Origin of the sequence: Adlercreutzia shanghongiae, from assembly GCF_035830635.1 — a bacterium.
GTDB lineage: Bacteria > Actinomycetota > Coriobacteriia > Coriobacteriales > Eggerthellaceae > Adlercreutzia > Adlercreutzia shanghongiae.
Genome location: NZ_JAYMFI010000015.1, coordinates 53,615 through 66,598, shown reverse-complemented (window position 1 = coordinate 66,598; position 12,984 = coordinate 53,615). Strand labels below are relative to the sequence as shown.

Here is a 12,984-nt window from a genome sequence, read left to right as displayed (position 1 = left end):
GCTATTCCCACCTTTGCAGCGACTGTGACTCGCCCGTAGCCGCGCGAAGGGCGTCGAAAGCCCGATCCACCAACCCCGCCGCCCCCTCGGCTACCGCCGGCGGCAGCGTTATCGTCAGGGGAATCGAGGTTCCCGTTAGAGGGATGTCTATGACGGCAATGGTCACCTCGGCCTCGGAAAGCCGACGATAGGCCTCGTCGCTCACGCGATCGGCGAGCAGCCCCAAGACATCGCCCGAAGACGTGGGGTCGGCCAAAGCCTGACTGCGCAACGCGAGATAGCGCGACGCATACTCGCCGCCGCCAGCCCGGGCAACAGCCTCGGTGCTCGCAAGCACAGGCTTGAGCGGGGCGGTATCGGCGGGATCGAGGCCCACCGTCTCGAGGCCCGCGCGAAACGTATCCGCCGCCCAATCGCCCAAGCCCGTCGGTCCAACGAGGGGTACTCCCGCCAACAGAGACTCCAGTCCGCTCGCAAGCCCCTCGGCCCCTTGCCCGTAGGCATCAAGCATAGCGTCCCAGCCATCGAGCACCACCCCGCCCACGCCGGCCACAGACGCGCCTTCGGCGGCGAGCCCGTCGAGCAAGTCGGCAACAACCGATGCGTCTTCGTCCTCATCGCGCAGAAGCGTCGACGCCGAAACAGCGGCGCGCGTCCCCAAGGCGCCCGTCGGAGCAAAGGCGCTCTCGAAAGCACCTGGATTGCCCTCCCCCAGCGCCAAGGTCAGCACGATGCAGCCCGCAGCGCCAGGAGGATCGGCCGTGATGCGAAAATTCTTCGCCTCTCCAAGCGCTTTCAGCACCTTATCGAGCAAATCCTGGGCGCCTCGCTTCGCTGCACGGTTGAGGGGCGCTTTGTCGGCCCACGCCTTCTGATAGTCGGCCGCCGCTTGGGCGATGGCATCGTAGTGATACTCGAAGCCGTTGTCGATGGCGGTAGACGCCGAGGCCACGGCCCCTAACGCCTCAGCGGTGAAGCCGCAAGCGGAGCAGGTTTCGAAGACGCCGCTCTCGAGCGTCCGCACCGAGCCGTAGTAATCCACCAGTCCCGCCTCTGGGCAACCGTCCCAAGCGTGCATCACCGGCAGCTCGTCCTCGATGGTCACCGGGTAAGCGGGCTCGGTGTACAACCGCGTCGCCCGCATCTGCTCGGTGTTGCGCGGAAAGCGGGGGAACGAAGCCGAGAAGCTGTCCGCGGTCTCGTGGACATAGGCCTCCCGCAGCTCGCGGATGGCGTGGGCGTAGAACTGCTTGCGCAGCACGCAGCGCGCCTGGTCCTTGGCAGAATCCGACGCCGGACGCTCGCCGAGCAAGCGTTCCCGATAGTAGGCGCGCGCTCGCTCCAAAGGCACCGAGAACGACCAGCTGTCCACCGAGGTATACAGCGGATTGTCTCCGCCCTCGAGTCCCGCGAGGTGCGCGGCCCGCTCGTAGAGGCAGTAGGACGGATTATCGCCACAGTCGCGGGCGAAACCCCGGGCCTTGGCCTCCTCGGCAGCGCGAGCAGCCTCCTCGGCTCGAGAAGCCGCCTCGGCAAGCTCGTCCTTGCCGCTTTCCACAGCCTCCTCCATCGCGTCCTCGGCGGCGCTCGCACCCGTGCCAATGGGCGCGCCTTCGCCTGGAAGAAGCAGAGCGAGGGCAGCGTACTCACCCGCGCTTCTGCCGTTGGAGGCAGCCACGGCGGCGGCATTGGCCGCGGCGAGGAACGGCAGCGCCCTCTGCAATGCTTCCAGCCCCTCGCAGGCGCGCTCGGAAAACGCATCTCGCGCCTGGAGAATCTTCTGCCCAGCCGAGATCAGCTGAGCACCCAGCTCGGCCGCGGGCGGCACGCACAGCGTGACGACCCCCGCGCCATAGGCGACGTCCCCCAGAAGCGTTAACGAGAGCACGGCGGCATCGGCCACCCGCACAGCGACCATGAACTCGGCCACCGGATTCTCTGCGGCGAGCGCCGCCGCATCAGCCACTTCCTGCACTTCGGCGCAAGCAGAATGGACGCGGTAGATCTGGGCCGACGAGAAGAGAAGCGACAGAGCGACAAGGAGCGCTACCGCCATACCGGCCGTGGTGGACCCCCTCTCGTCCTTGAACACCGATTCAAGCATCATCACGCCATTCACCCGCCTTTCCGTTAGGACTCGCTCCGCCGAGCGAGCTCTGGGCCCACTCGGCGCGCGTCGGAGCAGATACCGATACCTCTACGGTCAAATTTCCTCGTTCATTCACCAAGCCGAGCAGCACGGCTCCCCCGTCCAGCAGGGGCAAGGGCCTCACCTCGGTGCGTATGGTCACCCTCGAGACATCGGAGGCGCCTCCTCCCTCGCAGAGCACCTCCCAGGTGCAGCCCGTGCTGTGCACATGGAAAAGGTCCGCCTGGGGCACCGCGCCCAAGCGACGGCGCACGTAGTCTTCGCACGCCGCCGCATCGCCATCGCCGGTCGCCAGAAGACGGCAGCCCTCGGCGGCGGCACCCGCCATAACCATGCGGTCGTAAAGCACAATGCCCGGCTGCACGAGCAGAAGCACGAGTAGAAAGACCACCGGCAATGCGACCGCCGCCTCCACCGTCGATTGCCCGCATTCGCCTCGATGCCGCCGCACGACCCCCAACCTCACGCCACTCACCCCTAGAACACGAGCACGTCGGCAATCCAGCCGACAGCTCCCGCCAGATGATGCGACGCCGAGGCAAGGCCGTGGGCGACGAACAGTTCCGAGGACAGGGCGCGCCAGAGTGCCGCCCCGGCAACAATGACACAGAGAAAAGCGGCTGTCACCACGGCATATTCCACAGTGCCCTGCCCTCGCTCGTCGCCTACAAGCTGTTGATTCCCGAAGCGATGGCATCCCAAAGCTCTTGCAATTTTGGCCGGAACAGGGTGATAGCGATGATGGCGATAACCACGAGCACGCCGACGAGAATGGCATACTCGGTGGTTCCCTGTCCGCTGGCGTCCGCCAGACGCGAGCGCATCGCAGCACACCAGGCCCGGCTCCTTCGGTCGAGGGCACCGCACCCCTCCCGCGCCTTTTCCATAAGTTCCTTGAATCGTTCCATGTCGTCCTTCCTTTCTTTTCACAACGGACATTAGAAGCCTCCTGCCAATTCCAAAAGCACCGGACCGAGCACTAGCATGAGCATGGCCGGCAAAATGAGTACCCCCGTCGGCACCATCATCTTTACGGGCGCCTTGGCCACCGCCTCTTCGCGGCGTGCCTTGTAGCCGAGCCGCGCCTCTCGAGCGGCGTCCTCCAAATTTCCCGCCATGGTGGAACCGAAGCGCAGCGAGCGCACCATGTTCTCGACGACCCGACCGAGCAACGGCGAAGCGTAGGAATCCGCCACCGCCCGAAGCGCCTCCGATCGCGTAGCCAGCCCGCAAGCCCATTGGCGATGGGCGCTGCAAAACTCGTCGGCCAAATGAGTGCGGAAGTGCCCTGTGTACAAATCGAGGCTGCCGTCGAAGGACATGCCGCTGCGCATACCGAGCGCCACCACATCGAGCATCTCCGCCAGATTGCACTCCATGGCCGACGCGCGCTCGCGGCTGCGCCGGTCGATCGCCCACGGCAGCGCCCGCCAGCCCGCAACGAGCCCCGCCCCCGAAAGCACCAGACCCAGCTCGAAGGTAAGCGCAAGGCCCAGCGCAAGGCCCAAGATCCCGCCCGCACAGGCGAGACGCAAGCGAGCCTCCCAATAACCCCCCGAAGAGACAGCCCCTCTCAGCCCGGCAGCCCTCAAGCGGCTTTCCGGACAGGGATGCCGCCTTAGCGCCCGGGGAGCGACCGGATGGAACAGCGGACTTCGTGCCCGCCGCGTCAGGTCCCTCGCGTATCCGACAATGCGCTCGTCGAGCCTTTTGTCCTCGCATTTCCCGAAGCGCCCCTCCGGCGACGCCGCAACGTTTTCCGCCACGACGGCACGGTGACGCAGACGCCGCCGCCAAGAGGCGTAAACGCCCCATGCAAAGGCGCCAAGGCCAGCAGAGAAGGCAAGCGAGAGCACCGCCGCAACGCCCTCCATCCAAGACGCCCCCATCACGATCGCCTCCCGCCGACATCGAGCATGCGATGAACGATGACCACGCCGGCGGCCTGCATGAGCAGCGCCGCTCCGAGCAGCGCCATGCCCGCCACGCTCTCGAAAAACGGCGAGAGGAAGCCGGGGCTTAGCAGCGAGAACAAGGCGATGAGCACGAAGGGCATCGCCGTGACGATGCGGGCCGAGAGCTGGGCCTGGGCCGTCTGCACCTTGAGGGAGCGCGCAAGCTCGATCTCGCTTTCCACCGACTGGCGCGCCGCATCGAGCACAGCGGAAAGACTGCCACCGCTACGATGCTGCACGTTAAGCGCCACAGCCACAAAGGCCAGCTCGGGCACGTCGGTCCGCTGGCGGAACAATGCGAGCGACTCGGAGGTCGTACCTCCCGCATCGAGCACAAGAGCCGACGAGAGAAAAAGACCGCCGAGCGGCCCTTTCATCTCCGAGGCCGTCTGTCGAAGCGTTTGCGCGAGAGACAGACCCGCCTTGAAGCACACGCCCAAGGAGCGCAGGGCATCGGGAATCTCGTCTCTCAAGGCCGCCTCGCGGCGCTCCACATCGCTTCTCACGGCAGCGCAAAGCACCACCAGAGCGCACCCGGCCACAGCTGCGCCGAACACCGGCGACCCGACGATGAGACAACCGAGCACCGCGACGGTCACCAGCGCCGCCAGAACCAGAGAAATCAGCGCATCGGGCGATGTTCCTATCCCTCGCTGCTCCAGCGACAGCTGGGCCCAGAGGGCATAGCGCCGCACAGCGGGACGCCGCATAAGGGCTTCGACCGCAGGTTGAAAAACCCTGACGCCGCGGCGAAGGCGCCACGCGAGCCAAGGAAGGGACGCAGCCGCACTGCCCTTGTCGACCAGGGACCGAATCCGACGGGCGCGAACTCGTCTGCCATTTAGGAACTTCGCGGCGAGATAGCCCGCCCCGCCGGACGATGCTACGCCGACAATCGCAAGTCCAAAGACCGTATCCATGCTCTCACCTCCTTCTTTTCCGCTAGTCCTCGAGCGACAAGCCCGTCAATCCAGCTCGGGTAATCGAGCCACAGGCCTCGCTTTTGGCCCAGGTCGCGTCTATAAATCGTCCCGATGACGCAGCGGCGATCCCTCCGATCGAAGGCCACCTCGGCGATTTCGGCTATGCAGCGCGTGCCATCGGGGCAACGTGCCGTCTGCACAATCAGATCGAAGGCGTTTCCAATTTGTGCCTCGATGGCGTCGAGCGGCAACTCCACGGCGAAACGCACCATGGTCACAAGGCGCTCTACCGCCTCTTGAGGCGAGTTCGCATGCAGGGTCGTCAGCGAGCCGTCGTGACCCGTATTCATGGCCTGCAGCATGTCCACAGCCTCATCGGAGCGGCACTCTCCAACGATGATGCGGTCGGGTCTCATGCGCAGGGCATTCACGACGAGCTCGCGAATAGTCACCTCGCCGGTACCCTCGGCGTTTGCCGGCCTGGCCTCCAGGCGCACCACATGGGGATGCTCGTTGAACTTGAGCTCGGCAGCGTCCTCGATGGTGATGATGCGCTCCTTGGGGGAGATATGGCAGGACAGGGCGTTCAGCAGCGTCGTCTTGCCGCTACCCGTGCCCCCGCACACCGCCACAGATTTTCGGGCGGCGACAGCCCACACGAGAAACCGCTCCACCGTCTCGTCAAAGGAGCCCCGAGCTCGCAGCTCGCTGAGCGACATTACGCGGCGCGTGAACGAGCGAATGGTGAGCAGGGGCCCATCGACCGCCAAAGGAGGAAGCACCGCATTCACGCGATGGCCTTGGGGCAAGCGGGCACTTACCATAGGAGAGGACTCGTCGATGCGCCGGCCCAAAGGACCCAAGATGCGATCGATGAGGGCACGCACCTGCTCATCGCTTTCAAAGCTCACATCGGCCGGGGTCAAACGTCCATCGCGCTCGATGTAGACGCTGGCGGTGCCATTGACCATGATCTCCGTCACCGACTCGTCGGCAATGAAATCCTCCAAAGGGCCCAAGCCGAACACCGTGCTGATGAGTCCCTCGACCAAATCGCGGAACACCGCAGCTTCCAAGGATCTCCATGGCTCGCGCGTCGAGAGGCGCCGGCAGGCGGCCCGTATTTCATTGCGCGCACGTTCCGGATTGTCCCCGGCGATAAGCGCTATCCTGTCGAGGGGAATGAGCTCCCCTACCGCCGACCGAAGAGACTCAATCCCCAGCGCCGTACGTTCCTTGTCGATTTGTTCGCGGGCGCCCTCCGCGACCCGCACACGTTCGAGAAGCGACATAGAGCACCTCCCTAGCGAGCTTTGACGGCCAAAACGCGGTCGCGACGAGACAACCGGCCCTTGCGCTTAGCGCGCTTGGAGCCCGCGCCCTCTGTCCTCGCCTTAAGCCCGATGCGCCCGAGGGAGACCTGCACGCCGCCTTCCGCCTCTTGATGAGGTAGAAAAAGCAGCTCGTCGAGCATCCTCTCAATGCTCGCGTACAAAGGATTCGCCTCGTCCGCTAAATCATGAGCCAAGCCTGACCCCAGCAGCTCCTCCACCTCGCGCCCGCCATCGGCAAGCTCCACCACGTGCGCCCCGTCGAGGGCGCTCGACACGTCGATGGACGTGAAGGGAGCATGGCGCGTGCATCGGTTCACGGCCAGGAGGAACGAGCTGGTTGCGATACCGCAGCGCAGGCACAAATCGAGCGCGTGACGGCATGCGCGAACCGACGAGGCCCGCTGGTCAACCAAAAAGAGGGTCGCTGCACTGCGCTCGAGCAGCTGAAGATGCTGCTCGCCCCAGCTGCCGCCGGTGTTCACGACAACAAAATCAAAAGCCTGGCACACAAGCTCAACCAACGCGCCCAGCGATTCCGAAATCGCCTCGGACCGCTCCAACGCTCGAGGCGCCCTGAGCAGCGCGAGGGGCGCCTCGCCAACCTCCTCGGGCACCGCTTGCTTCGCAACCACCTCCTCGATCGAAAGCGCCGGGCAAAATCCCGCCCGATCGCCAAGGTCCCCAAACTGTAGGTCGGCATCGAGAAGGGCCGCTCTCACTCCACGACGGGCGCCCGCCAAGGCCGCAAGCACTGCTACAGTGCTCTTGCCCGCACCTCCGCTGCCGCTCACCACCGTCAGAAGAAAGCCCGATCGCGCCTTGTCGCCCCTGTCGGATGGCGTCTCGGTCAGAGCAGGCGCCCTTTCCTCTCGATGGCCGCATTTCTCATCTCCCGCAAAGCGCAGCGCCGCTTCGCGCAGACGGTCGCACAAATCTGACGGATGAACGATCCCATCTAGATGCGCCGCGTTAGCCCGGGAAACAACCGACCCCGTGCGATCTGCGGCCACGAGAAACACCTCTGTGGCAGGATGGTCACTTTTGCAGGCAGCAGCGAGATTGATAGGCTCGATGCCTTCGCAAGATTCCACCCACAATGCCTTGAGGTCATCGTCTGCCGCCCTCTCTCGCACCGAGGCCGCCTCGGCGCACACTTCCACCGCAAGCCCTTCTATTGCCGAGGGGAAGCCTCCCGTTACATCGCCTGCCGGCAGCACCTCGGGATTGCAGCTGCAGAGCATCACGTATCCCCTGTTCGTCACGACGCCACCGCCTCTCCCGGGCCCGCCGTGCGGCCGGGCTCTTCAATGACGCCTGGCGCGGACGTCGCCGACGCATCACCTGAAGGGTCCTGCTGGACCGCCTGATCCTCCTCCACAGTCGTCTCTTGCCCCTGCTCGCCGGCGGTAGCCTCGCTGGCATCCGCCGAGCCCTCGACGCTCACGGCGGGAAGCGCGAAATACAGCTCGAGATTCTGCGCCGCAGCCACCACCTCCTGCACGCGCTCGGGCGCCACGGCCAACGTGATCCAATCGACCGTGGCGCCGCTCTCGGAAGTCGCGCTGGACGCCAAAACAAGCGCGGCGCTTACGAGCTTCGTCGTGGAAACCGGACCCGTCGCATACACGTCTACCTCCATGCCGGGCTCTATCGACCCGCCCACGGCCTGAATAGCCTGGGCCGGCACGCTGATGGCCGCCATGCCCTCGGGCACGCTCAGGGAGGAATCGCTCGCCTCCATACGGCGGGCGCAAATGACCTCTCCCTTGATGATGCTCGATCCCAAGCGCTGCCCGACAATCTGCGAAGCGTCAGTCACCGCTCCATCTGGCAAAAGGTCTGCTACCCACATTTTCGTAGCCAAAGACGAGGCGTCCACAACCTCGCCGGCCGCCAAATCTCTTTTGGCCACGCACACTTCAATCTGATCGCCCCCGTAGCGCTCAAGGGCCTCGGCGCGGGCGGCGTCCACTTCTCCGCGCACACTGCCCAAATAGAGCGCCACGCACAGGGCGCAGCACAGTCCGCAGGCCGCCGCTCCCCATTTCGTCTTGTTGATCGCCATTGCATCTCCTGCCTTTCGGATACAAGGCAATCATGCAAGCGCAGAGTCGCAAAAATGACGCGGGGATTTCCCGTTTCGCACCTCCCGCAATCCGCAGGACCGTCACGGGAAACACGCAAGACGCTCTCCCGCAATTCTCACTCATGCGACAAAATGAAATTTCTGCAGGCGCGCTTCACTGGGCATTCGTCTGCCAAAGTCTGCCAAAAATATAGCTAGATATAGCAGATTATCAAAAAGAAAACCCCGTATGAACTGGGGTTTTTCTTGTTATGACTATGGTGGTCGCGGAGGGATTTGAACCCCCGACCTTGTGCTTGTAAGGCACCTGCGCTCCCGCTGCGCCACGCGACCCTGTGCAAGCGCGAGCCTCTGTCGCGCAAGGCGGTATTGTGCCACAAACCTCCCCATCGAGCAACCATGAGCAAAAGTGAACCCTGCAATTTCCGACAAGACGCTCCTTCGCAAAGCGTTACCATGGGACCGTTATGGCTGAACCGCGAAACAACAAGCAATCCCTGAGCGAGGTGCGCCGATGAAGGCTCATCTGCTTGCGGCCTTCACCGTTTTCGCGTGGGGCATCACGTTCGTTTCCACCAAGGTGCTGCTCGTCGATTTCTCGCCGATGCACATTCTGTTCATCCGGTTCGCGCTCGGTTTCATGCTGGCTATGAGCGGCGTCGCCGTCGTGAGCCTCGCCAGCGGGGGTTCCGCGGGTGCCGATACGACGTCCAACCTCATCGGCTGCGGCCTTGCGCTCGGAGCCGCCTGCGTGTGGGCCGCGTACTCTACCACGGTGGACCGCATCGCGGGCGCCGGCTACGAGACCCTCGCCTCAACCAAGCGCATTTTCGGCTGGGGCCTGCTGTTCATGATGCCCATGATCCCCTTCGGCGGCGCGCTTCCCGACATCTCCGCCCTCGCCAGCCCTGTCAATGCCGGCAATCTTTTATTCTTGGGCCTCGTCGCCTCGGCTGCCTGCTTTGCTACCTGGGGATTCGCCGTGAAGCACCTGGGGCCTGTTACCACGAGCACCTATATTTACCTCGTGCCCGCCATCACAGCCGCCACTTCGGTCATTATCCTCGGCGAGCCTTTCACTGCCACCATCGCCGCTGGCCTCGTCCTCACCATCGCCGGCCTCGTCATTTCCAATCGCTAATCTTCCTCATTCCGCTTGACGAGTGTGTATAGGTGTGTATATACTGTGCATGTAGGGTATATACACTATTCGCGCTTTCACGGAGCGGGGGACGCCCTTTCCGCGGAAGCCGACCAGAGCGCGCGCCTGGCCGGCCATCTTGGGGTAACCATCCGAGGCGGCCGGCAAGGTGGCGCGCCCTCAAGAAAGAGGCACCTTGGACATCATCATCGCAAACGGAAGCAGCGAGCCCATCTACGAGCAGATTGCGCGCCAGGTGAAGGCGGCCATCATGGCCGGCGACCTGGCCGAGGGCGACCCCCTTCCCTCCATCCGCGCCCTGGCGAATGACCTGCGCATCAGCGTTATCACCACCAAGCGCGCCTACGCCGAGCTGGAGGAGGCCGGATTCATCGACACGGTGCAGGGCAAGGGGTCGTTCGTGGCCGGCGGCAACCTGGAGCTTCTCCGCGAGGAGCGCCTGCGCCAGGTGGAGGGGCACCTCGCCCGCGCCGTGTCCGAGGCGGCCGGCGCGGGCATTGGAGCCGCCGACCTGCACGCCATGCTGGACGTGCTGCTGGAAGAGGAATAGCCGGTACGCGAGCTTTCGCGGGACGGGTTTTGACCTACTCGCGAATCGGAAGCCGAGCGGGCGGACTGAAGCCCGCCCCTACGGGACGATGCCGGGCGAGCGGGACGACGCCGGGGCGAGCGGGCGGGCTAAAGCCCGCTCCCACGGGAGGCCCGGCAAGAGAGCAAGTGAGGAACGAATATGACCAACTTAATAGAAATAGACAACCTGGGCAAGCGCTACGACGGGTTCATGCTCGCCGACGTGAACCTGGCCGTGGAGCCGGGCAGCGTCGTCGGGTTCATCGGCTCGAACGGCGCCGGCAAGACCACCACCCTGAAGGCGGCTCTCGGCCTCATCGGCGCCGATACGGGCACGGTGCGCCTGTTCGGCGAGGAGGTTCGCCCGGGCGCGTCCGCGCTGGACGCATTGAAGGCGCGCATCGGCGTGGTGCTGGACACCTGCGCCTTCCCCGGCACCTGCACGGTGAAGGCGGTGGGCTCCATCGGGCGCGCCGCCTACGCCAGCTGGGACAGTGCCCGTTTCGCCGCGCTGACCGAGCGCTTCGAGCTTGCTCCAAAGAAGAAGGTGTCCGAGCTGTCGCGCGGCATGGGCATGAAGCTCACACTGGCCTTCGCCCTGGCCCACCACCCCGAGCTGCTGATCCTGGACGAGGCCACGGCGGGGCTGGACCCGCTCGCCCGCGAGGACGTGCTCGAGCTTCTGCGCGAGTTCATGGCCGAGGGAGAGCGCGGCATTTTCATGTCCACCCATATCACCTCCGACCTGGAGAAAATCGCCGACGAGGTGATCTGCCTGGATGCGGGGCGCGTGGTGTTCTCGCTGCCGAAGGACGCCATCACCGACGAGGCCGGCGTGGCCCGCTGCCGCACCGCCGAATTGGAAGCGGTGCTGGCCGCGGACTTCCTGAGCGCCGATGCCATCCGCATCGAGCGCCACGGCTTCGGCTGCAACCTGCTCGTGCCCGACCGCTTCGCCTTCGCCCGCGCCTTCCCCGATATCCCCGTGGACGCAGCCACCATTGAAGACTACATGACCCTCACCCTGAAAGGGGAATCCCGATGAAGACCATGATGCTCTCCGATCTGCTCGTCGCCCGCAGTATGCTGCTGCAGATGCTCAGCATCTGCGTCTTCGTGGGCCTGGTGATGTGCTACGCCATGGACACCACCGTGGGCGGCATCGCCGCCGTTGCGGCCATGGTGCCCTTCATGTACCTGTTCACCATCGCCGGCATGGACGAGCAGAACGGTTGGGAGCGCTTCCGCCTCACCCTACCCGTAAGCCGCCGTCAGGTGGTGCTCGGCCGCTACGCCAGCGTGCTTCTGGTGGTGCTGGCCACTACCGTCGTGGCCATTTTGCTTGGGCTTGCCGTGGCCGCCGTTGCCAGCGCCATCGCCGGCGGCCAGCCAGACGCGCCCCTCGCGGGGCTGGCCCTGGACGCGAACCCGCCGGCCGCCATCGCCGCGAGCGCCCTTGCGGCCGCGCTCGTCATCTTGATGGGCGCGTCAGTGGCGCTTCCGCTCATCGCGCGGTTCGGCATGACGAAGGCAACCCGGTTCGCGCCACTTGTCGTGGTGCTCGTTTTGGCCGTGGGCGTCGGGCTGTTCGGAGAGAGCATTCCGGCCCTCGATTTGGTGACCAACCTGAACACCTGGCTGGCGGATGGCTCGTGGGGCGCAGTGGCAGCGCTGGTCGCGGGCGTTGTGGCCGGGGCACTGGCCGTCTACGCCGCAAGCGCATTCGTGGCCGTGAAGCTCTACGAGCAGCGCGCGTTCTAGCGCCTACCCGCTTCCAACCGCCCATTCGCTGGAAGGCCCTTCGCGTCCGAAGGGCCTTCCGCTCATCTTCGCGAGGCACCGGGCGAGAATGCGCTATGCTCTCGCGCGAAAAAACCGCTTCGCTGCGGCAAATCACATTATTGGGAGAGCCGAAACCCTCTTTCGAGAGTCTTATGCAAGAAAAAGTGCGATTGTGCGAGTCCAAACCCCCATTTTCGGGGCTACGTGCAGAGAAATGTGCGATTGTGCGAGCCTGAAACTCGCACAATCGCACATTTCTCTGCGCAAAATCGGAAATTCCCGTCACGGAGCCTTGGAAACCTTGTGAACCCCTTGCGTTAGTCTGATTTCGGACTATACTAACGTACTCGTTAGTCCGAAATCAGACCATTATTTGGGGAACCCATGAGCACCACGCCAGACGTCGCCCGCACCGCCCCGGCCCCTTGCCGCAGCGACGCACCCGCATGCGCCACCGCACCAGCAGGCGCCAACGACGCCGCCAAACACGCCCGCACCATGGACACCATCCGCGCCATCGACGACTTCTACCGGCGCACCGACGAGCTGTACCGCCAGACCGCCTGGCGCATGGGGCTCGCCGACTGCGCCTTCGACATCCTGTACGCGCTCCTCGACGAGGACGGCCTTACCCAAAAGCAGCTCTGCGAGCGCGGGTTCTCTTCGAAGCAGACGGTGCACTCCTCGGTGAAGCGCCTGCAAGCCAAGGGCCTCATCACCTTGCGCGGCGACAGTCCCCGCACCATGCGCGCCTACCTCACCGACCGCGGCCGCGAGGAGTACGGGGAGCACATCCGCGCCGTGCTGGAAGCCGAGAAGGAGGCCGTGGACATCTTCACCGACGAGGAGCAGCTCCGGCTCACCGAGGCCATGGCGCGCTACATCGACGCCCTGGACGCGCGCCTGTCGGCCCTCACCTTCCGCTAGCGGCACCGCGCGGCAACGGGCGAAGCGTCCTGCGCCTCGCGCCCCGCCCCGCACGACCGCCTGGCCCGCGGGGCGCAACCTACGCAGCCGGCCCCG

Annotated in this window: 14 protein-coding genes and 1 tRNA gene; 5 read left to right on the top strand and 10 right to left on the bottom strand. The window is 64.9% G+C overall.

Annotated elements, in window-relative coordinates; all coding sequences use genetic code 11:
- Window position 1: 1 nt before the first annotated feature.
- The 10 genes from VJ923_RS08220 to VJ923_RS08175 form a co-directional block, all read right to left on the bottom strand.
- Window positions 2–2,110: a molybdenum cofactor biosynthesis enzyme gene (locus VJ923_RS08220; RefSeq protein ID WP_326440401.1), complete on the bottom strand. Its 2,109-nt coding sequence runs from the start codon at window positions 2,108–2,110 to the stop codon at window positions 2–4.
- Window positions 2,097–2,600 carry a TadE/TadG family type IV pilus assembly protein gene (locus VJ923_RS08215; RefSeq protein WP_326440399.1) on the bottom strand — a complete coding sequence of 168 codons (504 nt, stop codon included), beginning with the start codon at window positions 2,598–2,600 and terminating at the stop codon, window positions 2,097–2,099. Before VJ923_RS08215 ends, VJ923_RS08220 begins: the two co-directional genes overlap by 14 nt.
- Window positions 2,601–2,626: 26 nt before the next feature.
- The gene (locus VJ923_RS08210) at window positions 2,627–2,779 is read right to left on the bottom strand and encodes a hypothetical protein (protein ID WP_326440397.1); all 153 of its coding nucleotides are present in this window, start codon (window positions 2,777–2,779) and stop codon (window positions 2,627–2,629) included.
- A gap of 35 nt (window positions 2,780–2,814) precedes the next feature.
- Window positions 2,815–3,057 (bottom strand): hypothetical protein, encoded by a 243-nt coding sequence (locus VJ923_RS08205; protein ID WP_326440395.1) that lies wholly within the window; start codon window positions 3,055–3,057, stop codon window positions 2,815–2,817.
- A gap of 30 nt (window positions 3,058–3,087) precedes the next feature.
- Window positions 3,088–3,684, bottom strand: coding sequence for a type II secretion system F family protein (locus VJ923_RS08200; protein WP_326440393.1), 597 nt, complete (start codon window positions 3,682–3,684; stop codon window positions 3,088–3,090).
- A 353-nt stretch (window positions 3,685–4,037) separates the two neighbouring features.
- Window positions 4,038–4,814, bottom strand: a complete 777-nt coding sequence (locus VJ923_RS08195; protein WP_326440391.1) for a type II secretion system F family protein — start codon at window positions 4,812–4,814, stop codon at window positions 4,038–4,040.
- 173 nt (window positions 4,815–4,987) lie between these two features.
- Complete coding sequence (locus VJ923_RS08190; RefSeq protein WP_326440389.1) at window positions 4,988–6,319, bottom strand: CpaF family protein; 1,332 nt, start codon at window positions 6,317–6,319, stop codon at window positions 4,988–4,990.
- Window positions 6,320–6,330: 11 nt separating this feature from the next.
- Entirely contained in the window at window positions 6,331–7,623 is a 1,293-nt protein-coding gene (locus VJ923_RS08185) for an AAA family ATPase (protein WP_326440387.1), read from the bottom strand.
- On the bottom strand, window positions 7,620–8,426 hold the full coding sequence (gene cpaB / locus VJ923_RS08180) for a Flp pilus assembly protein CpaB (protein WP_326440385.1): 807 nt from the start codon (window positions 8,424–8,426) through the stop codon (window positions 7,620–7,622). The genes VJ923_RS08185 and cpaB overlap by 4 nt, the downstream gene beginning before the upstream one ends.
- Before the next feature lie 279 nt (window positions 8,427–8,705).
- Window positions 8,706–8,780 (bottom strand) — tRNA-Val (locus tag VJ923_RS08175).
- A 181-nt stretch (window positions 8,781–8,961) separates the two neighbouring features.
- On the opposite strand from VJ923_RS08175, the gene VJ923_RS08170 reads away from it, so the two are divergent.
- From VJ923_RS08170 to VJ923_RS08150, 5 genes are all read left to right on the top strand, one after another.
- The gene (locus tag VJ923_RS08170; RefSeq protein WP_326440383.1) at window positions 8,962–9,588 is read left to right on the top strand and encodes a DMT family transporter; all 627 of its coding nucleotides are present in this window, start codon (window positions 8,962–8,964) and stop codon (window positions 9,586–9,588) included.
- A gap of 196 nt (window positions 9,589–9,784) precedes the next feature.
- Window positions 9,785–10,159 carry a GntR family transcriptional regulator gene (locus VJ923_RS08165; protein ID WP_326440381.1) on the top strand — a complete coding sequence of 125 codons (375 nt, stop codon included), beginning with the start codon at window positions 9,785–9,787 and terminating at the stop codon, window positions 10,157–10,159.
- Window positions 10,160–10,339: 180 nt separating this feature from the next.
- Window positions 10,340–11,224 (top strand): ABC transporter ATP-binding protein, encoded by an 885-nt coding sequence (locus VJ923_RS08160; protein ID WP_326440379.1) that lies wholly within the window; start codon window positions 10,340–10,342, stop codon window positions 11,222–11,224.
- On the top strand, window positions 11,221–11,940 hold the full coding sequence (locus tag VJ923_RS08155) for an ABC-2 transporter permease (protein ID WP_326440376.1): 720 nt from the start codon (window positions 11,221–11,223) through the stop codon (window positions 11,938–11,940). Before VJ923_RS08160 ends, VJ923_RS08155 begins: the two co-directional genes overlap by 4 nt.
- A gap of 405 nt (window positions 11,941–12,345) precedes the next feature.
- Entirely contained in the window at window positions 12,346–12,888 is a 543-nt protein-coding gene (locus VJ923_RS08150; protein ID WP_326440374.1) for a MarR family winged helix-turn-helix transcriptional regulator, read from the top strand.
- The last annotated feature ends 96 nt before the right edge of the window (window positions 12,889–12,984 follow it).